Here is a 15,126-nt window from a genome sequence, read left to right as displayed (position 1 = left end):
GGTCAACAGGCTGAAAGGTAACCGGTTTATTTATGCTCAATACCACAGCGCGTCAGAATACGACACCGCGCACGGTGCTGGTGGTCGAGGACGAGCCCACGCTCGCCACGGCCATTGCCCAGCGCATCACCGCTGAAGGATGGACCGCTCGCGTGGCCGGGGACGGCGCTTCCGCCGTCCAGGCCGCGTCCCAGCTACGCCCCGATCTGGTAATCATGGACATCATGCTGCCGGTCATGGATGGTCTTGAGGCCACCAAACGCATCGTCGCCGAACGTCCGGTGCCGGTGCTGATTCTCACCGCGCGTGATGATGAGGCCGACAAGGTCATCGGTCTGGGAGCGGGCGCCGATGATTACATGACCAAACCGTTCTCCATGCGCGAGCTCATCGCCCGCTGCAAGGCGCTGCTGCGCCGCGTGGAGCGTGCGAAGGTCATCGCCAAGAATTCGGAGAACGAGAAGCTGCTCGACTTTGGTTCGATAGTCATCGACCCGGCCCAGCGCATCGTCACCGTGAACGGCGAGCAGGTGCATCTGACCCCCACCGAGTTCGATCTGCTGGCCACACTGGCCCGCCGCCCGAAGTCGGTGCTCACCCGCGAAAAGCTGCTCGAAGAGGTCTGGGACTGGGTCGACGCATCCGGCACCCGCACCGTCGACAGCCATGTCAAGGCGCTGCGCCATAAGCTCGGCGCCGATACCATCCGCACCGTGCATGGCGTGGGCTACGCTTTCGAGCCGCCGACCGCGTGATGGCATCCAAAAAACAACAGCAATCCCGGCTTGATGCGATGAAACATCGCGTCAAGCCGGTTGATTTGTTCTCCTCTCTGAAGCTGGAACTCAGCGCACTGATCGTTATCGCCACGGCCGTCGCATTTGCCATGTGCTGGTTCCTACTGAAATTCGGCTGGTCCGGTTGGATCGCCATGCCGCTGACCTTGGCACTGGCATTGGGCATCACCTATTTCTTCTCCCGCGGCACCACCGCTCCCCTACGCCAGATGCGCGATGTGGCCGAAGCCATGGCGGATGGCGATTACACGGTCCGCGTGGATATCGATCAGGATCGTCATGACGAGGTCGGCCAGCTGGCTCGCTCGTTCAACGAGATGGCCGGCGAACTCGAACATGCCGATAAAATGCGCCGCGATATGATCGCCAATGTGAGCCATGAGCTACGTACGCCCGTTTCCGCTTTGCAGGCGATGGTCGAGAACATGGCCGACGGCGTCACCGAGCCCACTCCCGCCAATCTGGAGAGCATCCTCACCCAAACGCAGCGTCTCTCCGATCTCATCGCCTTCCTACTGGACCTGAGCCGTATGGAGGCCGGTGCGGCGAGTTTGAATATCGAGAAGTTCAATTTCGCCGACTTTCTTGACGAAACCATCGAGCCGTTGGAAATCGCCGATGGCGGTCACGCCCACGACATCCATGTCACCGTGCCGGCCGACATCTCGATGGAAGGCGATCAGGACCGCCTGCGCCAGCTATTCACCAACATCATCGCCAACGCGCTGAAACATTCGGCCGACGGCACCACCGTGCTGATCGATGCCCACGAAGACGAAAACCAAGGCACCATCGTGACCAATGTGGTGAATTTCGGCTCACAGATTGCGCTTTCCGACCGTTCAGACATCTTCCGGCGCTTTGTCAAAGGCAAGACAGGTCCCGGCACCGAGTCAGGCGGCACCGGTCTTGGCCTGTCCATCGCGCGCTGGGCGGCACAATTGCACGGTGGCACCGTCAAAGTGGTCGATGACACGCGAGGGGCCGATTTCGAAATCATCCTGCCTAAATATCACATCGCCGAACGCTGATATTGTCCGACGTCCTACCGTATACTGTATTCGAACAAATGTTCGAATACAGGGTGGGAGGCACAGCATGACACAGCAATCCGAGTCACGAACCATGCCGCACGAGGCCACGCTGTTTGTTATGCAGATGGCCGGCGATTCCATGATCAATGCGGGTATTCATAACGGCGATCTGCTGATTGTCGACCGTTCGTTAACACCAGTCCCCGGAGATGTGGTTGCGGCTGTCATGGATGACGAAATCGCCATCAAGCGGCTGGTTTCACGGGCCAGCACCACCATATTGCACGCCGAGAATCCGCGATACCCCGATTACATGCCAAGCAACGGCGCTTCGCCTGCTATCTGGGGCATCGTAACCGATGTCATTCACCCACTGATATCGTCATCGGACCGTCGCACCACGGCATCCGCCAATACCAGCACGCCCACCACTTTAGTACCGGCCTGCTGAAATGTCTGAACGCATTGCCGCACGGTGGCACCTGTGGTGACGATGTCATCAATGAGAAGCACCACGTCGCCATGGCCGATGAGATCACGCTTCACCGTGACATGACCGGTGATACGGCGGGCACGCTGTGCCGAAGAGACCTGCTGCACGGAGCGTGCCTTGGTGGAGGAGCTCAGGGCATTGCATGGTCGCGCATCGACGCCGTACCCACGCAATGCCCCTGCCACCGATTTGGCCAACGGTGCCGTGTGAGCCCGTCCTCTTCGGCGCATTGACGCCCGCGATGACGGCACCGGAACCACCAATACGCGATGACCCAAGCATGATGATGGTATTGGCGTCTTGTTCAGCAGCGACACCATGATGCGGCCGAACGGGCCGTCAAGCTCGGTATCGTCGTGGTCCTTCCAGTCGAGAATGGCACGACGCGCCGCTCCCTGATAGATTGACGCGGACCATATACGGGCTCCGCCACCACTGTCTGCATCCCGTTCCCGGCATTGCGCGAACAGGGCCCAGCATGCCGCACACAATACCTCATCCGGCGCGTCACACCCAGCGCAGCCGCGTGGAAACAGCAGATTGCAGGCCTGCGCCCACATCACATGCCACCACTTGTATACGCTCGGCCCGTCCATAACGCGTCACCATCAAGCTGAAGTATCGAATCGCGCAAGCAGTGCATCCAGCAGTTGTACCGTATCTTGCGGATTCTCCACACGAACACCGATCGCACCGGCCTCAACCGCGGGATAGTCATTACCAGTAGGCGTCATGCGATCACCCACGAACACCATTTCATCGGCCCGTATGCCAAGTGTCTGCGTCAGCTTGCGCACGGCATAGGCCTTATCGATGCCGCATTCGCTGACATCCACACTGGTGTATCCGCCGGCCCTGACCCGCATATGCGGCAGATCGGCCTTGACCGCTTCGACCAGCGCCTGTTTCTTCGTGTTATCGCGATCCCATGCCTGCTTGGCCGCTACGGATGCGAACTGTCCAAGAGCGGAGAAGGTGATCTGGCTGCCCCTGTTCTCGATTCGAGGCCCCCATACCTGCTGTTCCCACAATCCCAGTTCCCGGGCATGTCGCTCAAGACTTTCCGAGATAGCAGCCACGGTGGCTTCGGACAGATCATGCGCATACACCAAGGCCCATTGCGTGCCATCCCACCGGTAATACCGGGAGCCGGAGGTAGGCATGACATGCAGATTGCCGCGCCTGGCATTCGGGGTGAGCACATCCAGCACCTGCGAGGTGACCACCGCCATGCCGCCCCCTGAGATCAGGGCCACCACCGTATGGTCGAGCAACGCACAGAACCGTTCGATCATCGCGGGCTTCATCGGCTGTTTTGAGCTGGCCAGCGTGTTGTCCAAATCGAAACCGAACACCTTGGCGTTGGAGCAGACATTATCGAAATCAAGTTCGGACCACGAACGTACCACCATCTGTCGCGCCTCCCTCGTTGACGAATGTTCACAACCAATGAACCAATCCTAACGCATGTTGCCTCCGCCATGCCCTATGGTGGGAACCATGCTTCAGCCACCTTGGAACGCACGAATCTACCGTAACCGCCACGGTCGCGGCACACGAACCCCGATGTTCGGCACCCGTCTGCCCCGTTACCGCACCCGAACCGGCATGTTCGACGATATGGTGGCGGCCCAGGTTCGCAGGCTCGGCCAAGCGTGGCCGGAACTGATACGTCCGATCCAGTTCGCGGTGGAGGATGTGCCGCCTTCGGATCCGACGCCTTGGCAGACCGAGCCGAATATGACGTCCCAGTGCTTCCCCGCCAGCCACGGCATTCCCGCACGAGTCGTGCTCTACCGTATGCCGTTGCAGACCGAGGCACCTTCCAAGCTCGAATTGCAATTGGCCGTCAGGGATGAGCTGGTGGCCCGCATAGCGGAATTGTATGGGCGCAGGCCGGAGGAAATCGACCCTGACTGGGGCCTGTGACAACACTGCGGGCCGTGTCACTTGTAAATAAGATAGCGGCACGGCCCGCAGCTATATCGCCGCCGAAACATCATCAGACTGACGCTTCGGCGAGCAGACCCTTCTACTTGACGATGGAGGAATCATTCCGAGCCCAGACATGAACCGTGGCGGGCATCAGCGTTGAAGCGTCGATGACGGACAATCCGGCGATGTCCTTGTCTTGCAACGAATCGTGACTGAACCGCGCTCCCCAGCTCACTTTCTTGGATGAGTCCTCCAACATCAGCACGACCGCGGTGCCATGATCGCCGGAAAGTTTGCCGGTCTCAATCGTTTGCGCTGCGTTCGCATCCAGTGTGATTTCCTTGGAGGTTACCGAAGCACCGGCATCATCGTAGGCGTGCAAGGTGACCGTCCTGCGCGCGTTGGACGTATTGGCCAGCGTGATGGAGGCCTTTACTCCGTCGGGAAGGGCCAACCCCGAGAATTCGGATGGCTCGCCGGCATTGACCAATGCGAAATCGGCTTGGCCGGAGTCACCGGAGCGTGTGGCCTTGACGGAGAACGACACGGCATCCTCTGCGGTGGACATCACGCCCAACGCCCCATCAGGAGCCTCTCCCAAGTCGATCGCCGTCACCTTATCGGCAGTGACGGTGGCATCTTTGGCGGGAACCAAGCCTTTGTCGGTAATCCATGACAGCCCGGTGCTGGTGTCTGCCTTGGCGAACAGATAAGCGGTGACCGCATCGCCGGCAGTGATGGACGGCGCCACCGATGCATTGGATGCGGTCGGCAGCGGCAGCGCGAAATCAGAACCCTTCGGTGTCAGACCATCCATGGTCACCGTACGTACCACGGACGCGATAGGAGTCTCCTTGCTGGAAACGGTCACGAACAGACCATGCTGCCCATCGACCGCGGCGGACAGTTCCATCGATGACTCCCCCTCGGCTGGCACAGACAGCGTGGATTGGGTGGACAATGCCATTTTCCCGGCTGTCTCGGAACCCCAGACGGCAATGTCGACGGTGGTCGGCTTGGTGGAGGGATTCGAGACGATGAGCTGCTGTGTGGTACCGGTCGTGCCGCCGGAGAGCAGGAACGACTGGCTGAGCGAGGTCGATACGCAGGATGCCGCCGATACGCCTCTCACATCGCCGTCATCGGCCCATGATGCGATGGTGCCGACGGCGCCGGTGCCGGCTGCGGCCTGCAGCATACGGGTATTGATCAGGCGAGCTCCCTGATTGATCTTCTGAGCACCGGTTTTCACCGAGGAATCGTCGGTCGGATCGGCGTCTTTCAAAGTTATGTCATCTGAACTGGACTTTTGTCCGATCGCCGAGACAGTGGCGCTGTAGACGGAGCCGAACGCCGCATAGCGCGCCTGTGTGCTCAGATTGCCGACAGTGGCCTGGAAGGCGCTGTCGCCGTACGTGCCGGTATCGGCCAATCCCATAGGTGCCGGGCAGTAGGTTTCGGACTGGGTCGGACTAACGGTCTGGTCGATGGCATTATCGGAAGCGGCCACCTTATCCACCCAGATATTGGGGATGGGGGCCATGACGAGAACGACAAACAGCGCAATCAACACCAGCATGGTGATCACACCGAGCACGATGCCGATCGCACGTTTGAAACCAGAAGTTGTGTTTCTCATGCCTGCTCCTCCAATCCGTAGGACAGTCGTCTGCGAGGCATGGCGACCAAGCAGTACAACGCCGTGATCACACCTAGGCATATCAGCCAGGCGTGCCTCCAGACACTATGCTGTGCACGTTGCTGCCATGAGGTATCCACCTGCTGTGAGGCGCTGCTGCGCAGCGTCAGACGATAGTAGCTGCCGCTATCCGTGGAGACCAGGGACTGGGTGCCGTTCGATGCGGCGATATTCGCGCTCAACTGTTCATACGGCATGTCGTTCGAGGAATCGCCGGTCTCGGGAACCACGTAGATGCCGCCGAATCCAAGCGCGCTGATGGCCGCGATGGCCTCTTCGTCGGGATTGGACAGCAGCGAGGCACAGGCCTGGGCCAGTTGTTCGTCAACCGCATCATGCTTGCCGGACAGCAGGCGCGCCCGCTGGACCGGAGAGCTGTCGATCAGATCGCCGCGCGAGGTGCGCATCACCGCATAGTTGACGATGTTGCGGGTCTCCGCGCTCACGGCAAGCACACGATGATCGGCACTGGCCTCCAGATAATCGGTGGTGACCATGGGCAGGCCGTTTTCGGACACGCCCAGTCCCGCATCCTTATGACGTTCGATGCCATACATGCATTGGATGCCAATGCAGCACACCAGTATCAGAGCAAGCACCACACGGCCAGACACGATGAGCACATGCAGACGGTCCCTTTTCGGTGCGGGATCACTGCCAGACGCATGCAACGGTTGGAATCGCTTCACCGCCCCACCGGCGACGAGACACACGCAGGCAAGGAAGCCCAATATCATCATCGCGATGCCCGGCTGCGCGGAACCGGCCACGACACCATCGGCATCCACGGTTATGGCCACACGGCTGGAGACCAGGGCGAGCGCGCCTCCGCAGACGATTACCACCCACATCAGTCGCGAGGTCCGCAACGCGAACGGCAGCACCAGCGAAGCAAGAGCAAGCAGCGTGATGACGCCAAACAGCACAGTGACCGCCAAATCGGCATAATCGGTCGACCTCATTCGCCATCCCAGCGCACGCTGTACGGCCTCAAGCAGACTCAGCGACGCCGGCGACCCGTTGGCGGATGACGTTGGCACCGTGACGTCGCCGAACAGTTGACGCCACATGCCCAAATCGGCGTAACGCACCGCATTGACGAGCGTAGGAGCCACCGCAAAGGCGGCAGGAACCGGAATAAGCAACAGCATGGCGCGCTTGCGACGCACGAATAGCAGGAACATCAGGAACACGACGATCAGCGCGAACAGCAGCTGCGGTTCGGCGGCCACCACAGGGATGAAGCACAGTGCGGCGATGGCCGCGGCCTGAACGGATGTGCGCGGTTTGAGCGGGTCTTCGGTATGGTACATGCCCACGGCACGGAACACGAATGCGAACGCGGCCGGCAGGAACACCATTACGGTGAGCATCGGCATATTGGCCTGCGCATACCAGCCGAACATAATGCCGGTGGATGCCCACAGCAGTCCTCCCAGCACACGAACCACGTCCGAGCGGGTGAATACGCCCGCCAGCGCCCAGAACGACAATGCGCTCAGCGGCGCGGCCACAAACAGTATCATCGCCAAAGCGGCGGTCACATGGCCGAGCGTGACCAGCGAGGCCAGCATCAGCACCAGCAGCCACGGCATGGGCGGCGCAGGAATGCCGGTGCCGCTGCCAAACACCCACGGCGTGGTGGCGGACTGCACCAGTTGCGTGAAGCTGGCACCGGTGGGAAGCAGCACATCGGAATACAACGATCCGCCGGAGAATATCGAACGGAACACCGGCCAATACATCACCGCGATGGCCGCAAAGCACACCAGCGCCATCACCACGGCCGCACTCCAGCGATATATGGTGCGTATCCGCAGATGGGCACGTTCCAGCGGACTGAGCAGCACTCTGTCCTGCTGGGATTGGAATGCGTCCCGACGATCGTGGAACTGCTTGATCTGCCGACTGTCGGCGAACAAGACCTGCAGGGACGACGCGGTGACCTTCGACTGTCTGGCCACCAGCCTGCGTGATTTCATGTTTCCCGCGATATCGGCCAAAGCCAGCCATGGCAGGCACAATTGCACCCATGCTTCATACGGCTTCTTGCCGAACATCATGGCTATGGCCATGCCAAAACTGCGGAGCAGCCTCCACAGCCAGACGATAAACCAGGACGACATGGCCAGATCCGTGTACAGATACCGCTGTTGGGAACGATGCACCGTCATTGCATGATTGACCGTATGATCGTCTTTAAGCGGCTCCCCGCCTCGCGTACGAATGCCTTCATACCGTGCACGACGATGTGATATCTCCGCTTGCGGGACAACCACCACGCGTCCGCCGCTCAGGCAGACGCGGCGGCAGAAATCAACCGATTCGCTGTAGGTGGTCAGCCAGGCATTGATGCCCCGCAGTCGCGTGAATTGCGACATGGACACCAGCGCGCCCGCCAGCGACACCGCAAACACATCCTGCCGCCCGTCATACTGCTCCTGATCGGGTTCTCCATCGACCACCAGGGAGTGCACGGCGTGGAGACCCGCATACATACCGACATCATGCAGATGGGAGCCTTCCCAATCGCACTGCTTGCATCCAAGCACACTGGCACCCGGCGTATTGCGCCATGCCTCAAGCAATCGTTCAAGGCATGAGGCATCCGAGGGGCGGGAATCATCATGGAGCAGCCACAATGCGCGGGGAGCATCATCCAGATCGGCACGATCCAATGCCCGGCTGACCGCATCACCGAAGGAGCGTGCACCCTTGGCCGAGACGATGTGAATGGTCACATGCTTGGACTGCGGCACCTCCATCACCGGCCCCGACGGCGAGGGGATGACCTCGAACGAGGTGGTTATCCTCGAACTGGTGCGTCCGGCCGCGTCGGCGATGATGACAACTCCCGGGAGAACATTCTGCGTCAATACCGAACGCAATGTAGACCGGAGGAAACGCATATCCTCCTCAACGGTGATCACAGCCGTAATGCCGGTATCCACATCCTGCCTATGCGTATACGGTCGAGAAGACATGGCGTCAGCCAACGCCTCATGAATATCGCTATTACCTGTCGGACTCATAAATTCCCAGTGTACGCACCAGACTTGAAGGGGGTGTGTGGAACTACGCCTGCTCTCGGTGCTCTCGCTTATATCGGCGACGTTCGCGCTCGCTCATGCCACCCCAAATACCGAACCGCTCATCATGATCGATGGCCCATTTCAGGCATTGCTCACGCACTTCGCATTTTGCGCACACACGTTTGGCATCACGGGTCGAGCCTCCCTTTTCCGGGAAGAACGCCTCCGGATCGGTTTGCGCGCACAACGCCTTGTGCTGCCAAGATACATCGCCATCAGGTCGGAATAGTCCCCACAATTCATGCCATGGCTCTTCGGCTGAATCGTCGACCACACCCCACATGCGATTCTCCTTGCCTATTGAGCTTTTCATACGGACTAAATTACACACATGCAATTTCGGTTTTGTCAAATTCTTTCTCGTGTCATTACATCATTTTTATGGAACTGTGTGCTATGGCGTGAACGCGATGCCCTGACGCCGTTGCACATGATATTGTGCCGTTCCTGCGCAGGAACACCATAGCGCAGGAACACCCGGCGGATGCTGTGTCAAAGTGTCATTCAGACAATCGACAGTTTCAGGAGGGGTTATGACGCAGGAATCAGGTGGGGCAGATCCGCATATCAACCCGCCAAGCTTCATTCCTGCGGGAAATCGACGCCCCCGGCCTTCCGGGCAGGTGCCACGCTCCTTCGCCCCTGCCCGCGCCTCACGTCAGTCAGGGCAGGCTCCATCGGACCGTCTGCCTGTCATGGGAAATAACGTCGAAGGGCCCCAACCGAACGCCAATGCCAAGGCAAGCACCAATGCCGCGGACAACGGCAGGCGGACTCCGCCCAGTTTTTCTCCGAAAACCGGACGTGCCACTCGCAGCGCGGCTCCGGATGCCGCCGCACCGCGCAGTATTCCGCCGTCGCGAGCGCGGATGTCTTCCGGCTCATCCCGCAACGCCGTGCGCAATCCGTCGGATATGCCGGTTTCCCGGCCCTCATCGCCAGCAGCAAACGTGTCCACGAAGTTCAGCCATATTGGCCGGCCGGCGGCGGCAACGGCGAAAACGGTAACGGCACACCGGCCGCGCGCCTTGCGCATCATCTTATGCGCGATTGCGGTGCTGGTGGCGGCGTTGATTCTTTCCGTTTTCGGCGCCTGGCAATGGGTGGACAGCAAACTGAATCGGAGCGACTGGCTGACCGACACCCCCAACACGCCGGCCTCGACCTGGCTGATTCTTGGCTCCGATGAGCGTGACGGTTCCACCGATTACGGCGGCGTGGACGATATCTCTGGCTTCAGGACCGATACGATTCTGGTGCTGATCAAGCCCAAAAGCGGGCCGAGTTCGCTGATTTCCATTCCCCGCGATTCGCTCATGAACGTCGATAACCAGTACATGAAAATCAATGCGGTGGCGCAGATTGCGGGCAAGAAGGCTTTGATAAGCAACGTCGAGCAAATCACCGGCCAGAAAATCGATCATGTGGCGCAGATCAAGTTCGGCGGTCTGCAGAACGTGGTGAACGCCTTGGGCGGTATCGAACTGTGCTATGACGAGGATGTTCAGGATTCCTATTCCGGACTGAACTGGAAGACGGGATGCCATACGGCGGATGGTTCCACCGCATTGTCCTTCTCTCGTATGCGATACGCCGACGCGCGAGGAGACTTCGGGCGCAACGAACGCCAGCGGCAGGTCATCTCGGCCATCGTCAAGAAGGCTTCCAGCAGTGGGACCCTGACCAATCCGTCCAAAGTCGTGGCAGTGTCCAATGCCGCGATGAGCGCACTCACCGTGGACGAGAAGACCAACCCTTACACGTTGCTCACCATGGCGTTGGCGTTCAAAAGCGCCACCGGCTCGAATGGCATCTCCGGCAGCGTGTACTGGTCCGACCCAGATTATTACGTTGATGGCGTTGGCTCCTCGGTGCTGCTCGATGACGCCAGGAACACCGAACTGTTCAATCAGCTTGCCGACGGCACGCATAAGGCCGGCGCCGTGGGCAATCTGGCGGAAGGCTGACCGACGCTTTCCCGGAGCCCATCGGCTTCATCGTCGGCGCATGATCGCCGCCGTTGCCCACGCAGCCAATCATGCACGGGCAAGATGTCATGTGGATAACTCGGCAAGCTGGAACCACATACCTTGATTCGACTTGCGCTTTCGGCATGCGCTCCCCCACGCTGGAAGCATGACATCACAGCAGAACGATTCGAAGCGACATTCCGCCCATACGGCATCCGCCGTATCCCGGGCGAAGCACCGTTTGGGCGCGCCGCCATTGCGCGCCCGCCTGACCATGCTTGCCGCGGCGTGCCCGATGATCGCGCAGGCACTGATGATGGTCATACTGCTGTTGCACGGGCAATGGCTGTTCGCCGCCATGATCACGCCAGGCATATTCGCCTGTCTCGTGTCCCTGCTGCTGACGCTCCCCTCGTCTCCGGGTCCGGAGAAGGCTCCCGCCCCGCAACAGGCAACGATCGATGTCGGTATCGCGGACGACGCCGATGACCGCGCCGCAGACCTCCGTCATGCGCCGTCGCAGTCAATAGAATCGCTGCTGCACTTCGCACGCCTGCCATGGCGCACCATTGTGGGCCACTGGCTTGAGCCCCTTGACCTTGCGGTGCCGATTGGCATGACCGGAAGCGAGCCGCTGATGCTCGACCTGAACCGTCAGGGACCACATGCCTTGGTGGCCGGCACCACCGGTTCCGGCAAATCCGTGTTGCTGCAAAGCTGGTGTCTGGCGCTCGCCTCGATGAACGGGCCCGAACATCTGAATTTCGTGTTTTTGGACTTCAAAGGCGGTTCCGCGTTCCGCAAACTCGAACGGCTGCCTCATACCGTGGGCAGCGTATGCGATCTGGATCTGGCGCATGCCGTACGCGCGTTGCGTGCGTTGGAAGCCGAACTGACACGCCGCGAGCAGCTGTCCGCCGCTATCCGTGCTTCCGATATCCGCGATATGGTCAATCCGCCACCGCGCCTGATCGTGGTCATTGACGAATTCCATGCTCTGAAGGACCAGCTCCCGGATTATGTGAATCGTCTGGTGCGTATTGCCTCGCTCGGCAGGTCGCTGGGCATGTGCCTGATCGCCTGTACGCAGAATCCCATGGGCCAGGTCAGCGCCGATATGAAGGCGAATATGTCCGTCAGTATTTGCTTACGGGTTCGGGACCGTCTGCAATCATGCGAGCTGCTTGGCGATGGTCGTGCCGCCGACCTCAGTCCGGCAATGCCCGGTGCGGCGTTCTGCAACGATTCCGAACAGGTGACGGCATTCCGCTGTGCAACGGCACGCGATATCGATGCGGTGTGCCGCCAGATCGCGTTCGCATCGCGGTTTATCGCAAGCCCGCCGCAGCCGCCCCTGTTTACCGCGCCACTCCCCCGGCACGTAAAAGACCGGACTGTGGCCGATCACGCACCGCAACGCATTCGATTTGGACTTGCCGACGATGGCATCAATCTGCGAGGGGCGACAGTATCCCTCATCGGCGGCAATATCGGCGTCATCGGCCCGCAGGGGCGTGGCAAAACCACGTTGCTGGAAACATTGGCTCGACACGCCAGCATGGCCGATGGCTTGGCGGTACGTGTCAGTTCCCCGCATCGCCGGGTATGGAGCTCGCAATGGCTTCATAGCGGCCGTCGCATGCCGTATGCCAGCTCGGATGCACCACCGTCTCCGCATATCGTGTGGTTTGTCGACGATGCCGATGAGTTGTTCGATCCATTCCGCACCGACGAACAGGCGCTGTCTTTCACGCATGCGTTGGCTGATGAGTCCGTCAGCGTGGTATTCGCCGTCAGCACGATTCGACCGATACGCATACCGGAGCATTGCAATACCAGAATCGTGTTCCCGTGCGGGGAGAGAACATCCGATCTTATGGCTGGAATCCCCGCTCGCCTATTGGATACAATGAGTCTTGTCGATGCCGACAACGCGGGCCGGGCCGTGCTCATCGAGGGCACATCGGCATGTCTGGTGCAGTGCGCTTCGTGAGAACTTCGGTTTTTTCTCGGCGAAACCTCTTGAAAATCACCACGGTTCGTGGTTACCTTGGTACTGGACTTAAGGAACAACACCAGTCACGTGGCTTTTAAGGGAGGCAAGCAATGAGCAGCGCTTTTGATTGGCGAGCCAAGGCCGCATGTCGCGACAAGGATCCGGAACTCTTCTTCCCGGTGGGCAACACCGGTGCAGCTTATCAGCAGATTGAGGAGGCCAAGGCCGTGTGCCGCACCTGCAAGGTGATTGACGCATGCCTGAAGTGCGCACTGGACACCAATCAGGATTACGGCGTGTGGGGCGGCTTGAGCGAAGACGAGCGTCGTGCGCTGAAGCGCCGCGCCATGCGCGCCCGCCGTTCTCAGGCCATGCAGATGCAAATCTGATGTTTTGATTATTTCTTCGTTATACTAGGAAACCCTCCCACTCGGGAGGGTTTCATCATTTCGGGCTTCTCGTCACTCGTCCTGAGCAGCCCTGAGCTTCATATCGAGCACCACACGGGTGCCGCCTTCGCGGCGCGGCTCCCAATGCACGGAACCACCGAAATCATTGGTCACGAAGGTGTTGATGATCTGCGTGCCCAAACCGGAACCGGAAGAACGAGCCAATCCACCCTGCTCTTCGGAGCCGAGACCGGAACCGTCATCTTCAACCACCACATTGAGGTTCGGGCCGGAGCGGCCCACGGAAATCGTGATATGGCCATCCTTGCGGCCTTCGAACCCATGCTCCACCGAATTGGTGATGAGCTCGGTCAGCACGAGGGACAGCGGCGTGGCATCCTGAGCGGGCATCATGCCGAACTTGCCCATGTAGTTGATATCGATATGCTGGTCTTTCATCGTGGCCAAGTCCACGGCCATGCGCAGCAGGTTGGCGATTACCTTGTCGAAGTCGACGACTTCGTCAGCGGTCTGGCTCAATCCCTCATGCACCATGGCGATGGTCTGCACGCGGCGTTGCGCCTCCTGCAATTCCTTCTTGACCTCATCCGACTTGGTCTTACGAGCCTGAAGCCTCAGTAGCGCAGAGACGGCCTGCAGGTTGTTCTTGACACGATGGTGAATCTCGGAAATCGTGGCGTCCTTGGTCTGCAGCTCCTGCTCTCGGCGGCGCAGCTCGGTGACGTCACGGCATAGCAGAATCGCTCCGATACGGCCGTTGTTGTCATACAAGGGCAGCGAGCGCATCGAAACGGCGGAACGGTTGGCGTCAAGTTCGGAGTCCACCGCGGCCTTGCCGGTCAGCACCAACGGCAGGGTTTCCGGAACGGGGTCGTTCTCCTTCAGCAGCTGTGTGCCAAGTTCGCTGAGGTAATGGCCAGGCATGGTGGTCAGCAGACCGAGACGCCTAAAGCAGCTGATGGCGTTCGGGGCTGCGTATCGAACCACGCCGTCCATGGTCAGGATGATGAAGCCGTCCGCCACGCGAGCGATATGGCGTTGGCTCATCACCGAATCCTTGTAGGGGAATTGGCCTCGCGGAATCATCTCGTACAGCTGCTTGCCGGCATTGATGCTTTCCGACTCATATCGGCCGTTGGATTCTCGTGTGGCCATATTGGTCTCACGCACGACCAAGCCCAAGGTCTTGCCATTGTGCCGAACCGGCGCGTACACGTTGCAGACAGTCGCCTTGCCCACGGTTCTCAATACCGTGGAGCGGAACACCACGCTGGAGAGCATGGCGGCGTCCAATTCGCCGACCATGTCGTCCGGCATGACGTTTCCCACCACGTCTTCCGCCCGCAGCGTCATCACGGTGGATGGACGGCATTGCTCGGCCACCACGTATTTACCATCGCCATTCTGTACCAGCAGCAGCAGATCGGCGAAGCTCAAATCGGCGATCACCTGCCAATCGGCGACAAGATGATGCAGCCACTCGCGGTCCTCGTCGTCGAAGTCGGGGCGCGTTGCAAGGATATGTGAAAAATCAGCCATGTCCCTATCATACGCAGATGCGACGTCGCATCGCCCCCGGATTCAACTTGTAAGTGCAACGGCTGGTTTCGGGTCGGTTTGTTTTGATTGTAGCTTGGCCATCTCCTCGTCCCATACCTCGTTGGGCGTTTTGTAGCCGAGGAGCTTCATGGGGGTGTCGT

General features: G+C 59.8%; 13 protein-coding genes and 1 pseudogene. 7 read left to right on the top strand and 7 right to left on the bottom strand.

Annotated elements, in window-relative coordinates:
• The first annotated feature begins 32 nt into the window (after positions 1-32).
• From FYJ31_RS11005 to FYJ31_RS10995, 3 genes are all read left to right on the top strand, one after another.
• Complete coding sequence (locus tag FYJ31_RS11005) at positions 33-755, top strand: response regulator transcription factor (RefSeq protein WP_012578060.1); 723 nt, start codon at positions 33-35, stop codon at positions 753-755.
• Positions 755-1,828, top strand: a complete 1,074-nt coding sequence (locus FYJ31_RS11000) for a sensor histidine kinase (protein WP_154536677.1) — start codon at positions 755-757, stop codon at positions 1,826-1,828. Before FYJ31_RS11005 ends, FYJ31_RS11000 begins: the two co-directional genes overlap by 1 nt.
• A 67-nt stretch (positions 1,829-1,895) precedes the next feature.
• On the top strand, positions 1,896-2,282 hold the full coding sequence (locus FYJ31_RS10995) for a LexA family protein (protein ID WP_012578062.1): 387 nt from the start codon (positions 1,896-1,898) through the stop codon (positions 2,280-2,282).
• On the opposite strand, the gene FYJ31_RS10990 is transcribed toward FYJ31_RS10995, so the two are convergent.
• Both FYJ31_RS10990 and FYJ31_RS10985 read right to left on the bottom strand, forming a co-directional pair.
• A complete protein-coding gene (locus FYJ31_RS10990) occupies positions 2,198-2,920 on the bottom strand; it encodes a ComF family protein (protein WP_014485021.1) in 723 nt (240 codons plus the stop codon). The genes FYJ31_RS10995 and FYJ31_RS10990 overlap by 85 nt on opposite strands.
• A 12-nt stretch (positions 2,921-2,932) precedes the next feature.
• Positions 2,933-3,736, bottom strand: a complete 804-nt coding sequence (locus FYJ31_RS10985) for an HAD-IIB family hydrolase (protein ID WP_154536676.1) — start codon at positions 3,734-3,736, stop codon at positions 2,933-2,935.
• Between the two features lie 154 nt (positions 3,737-3,890).
• Here FYJ31_RS10985 and FYJ31_RS10980 point away from each other — a divergent pair, with 154 nt between their 5' ends.
• Positions 3,891-4,253 carry a metallopeptidase family protein gene (locus FYJ31_RS10980; protein WP_014485022.1) on the top strand — a complete coding sequence of 121 codons (363 nt, stop codon included), beginning with the start codon at positions 3,891-3,893 and terminating at the stop codon, positions 4,251-4,253.
• A 103-nt stretch (positions 4,254-4,356) separates the two neighbouring features.
• On the opposite strand, the gene FYJ31_RS10975 is transcribed toward FYJ31_RS10980, so the two are convergent.
• Genes FYJ31_RS10975 through FYJ31_RS10965 form a run of 3 tightly spaced genes read right to left on the bottom strand, consistent with a single transcriptional unit; the run spans position 4,357 to position 9,333 of the window.
• Positions 4,357-5,898, bottom strand: coding sequence for a DUF5719 family protein (locus FYJ31_RS10975; RefSeq protein WP_154536675.1), 1,542 nt, complete (start codon positions 5,896-5,898; stop codon positions 4,357-4,359).
• A complete protein-coding gene (locus FYJ31_RS10970; RefSeq protein WP_154536674.1) occupies positions 5,895-8,990 on the bottom strand; it encodes a glycosyltransferase family 2 protein in 3,096 nt (1,031 codons plus the stop codon). The genes FYJ31_RS10975 and FYJ31_RS10970 overlap by 4 nt, the downstream gene beginning before the upstream one ends.
• Positions 8,991-9,033: 43 nt before the next feature.
• A complete protein-coding gene (locus tag FYJ31_RS10965) occupies positions 9,034-9,333 on the bottom strand; it encodes a WhiB family transcriptional regulator (RefSeq protein WP_012578068.1) in 300 nt (99 codons plus the stop codon).
• A gap of 250 nt (positions 9,334-9,583) precedes the next feature.
• On the opposite strand from FYJ31_RS10965, the gene FYJ31_RS13350 reads away from it, so the two are divergent.
• From FYJ31_RS13350 to FYJ31_RS10950, 3 genes are all read left to right on the top strand, one after another.
• On the top strand, positions 9,584-11,017 hold the full coding sequence (locus tag FYJ31_RS13350; RefSeq protein ID WP_154536673.1) for an LCP family protein: 1,434 nt from the start codon (positions 9,584-9,586) through the stop codon (positions 11,015-11,017).
• 169 nt (positions 11,018-11,186) lie between these two features.
• The gene (locus FYJ31_RS10955; RefSeq protein WP_195839499.1) at positions 11,187-13,013 is read left to right on the top strand and encodes an FtsK/SpoIIIE domain-containing protein; all 1,827 of its coding nucleotides are present in this window, start codon (positions 11,187-11,189) and stop codon (positions 13,011-13,013) included.
• Positions 13,014-13,126: 113 nt separating this feature from the next.
• Entirely contained in the window at positions 13,127-13,405 is a 279-nt protein-coding gene (locus FYJ31_RS10950) for a WhiB family transcriptional regulator (RefSeq protein WP_003835265.1), read from the top strand.
• A gap of 72 nt (positions 13,406-13,477) precedes the next feature.
• Here the strand turns inward: FYJ31_RS10950 and FYJ31_RS10945 are convergent, their stop codons facing one another.
• Together FYJ31_RS10945 and FYJ31_RS10940 are read right to left on the bottom strand one after the other, a co-directional pair.
• Complete coding sequence (locus tag FYJ31_RS10945; RefSeq protein WP_032744375.1) at positions 13,478-14,965, bottom strand: sensor histidine kinase; 1,488 nt, start codon at positions 14,963-14,965, stop codon at positions 13,478-13,480.
• Positions 14,966-15,007: 42 nt separating this feature from the next.
• A pseudogene (locus FYJ31_RS10940) lies at positions 15,008-15,126 on the bottom strand (IS30 family transposase); the annotation flags it as partial.

The organism is Bifidobacterium sp. WCA-178-WT-4B, assembly GCF_009696495.1.
Lineage (GTDB): Bacteria > Actinomycetota > Actinomycetes > Actinomycetales > Bifidobacteriaceae > Bifidobacterium > Bifidobacterium infantis.
This window is presented reverse-complemented; position numbering and strand designations above follow the sequence as displayed.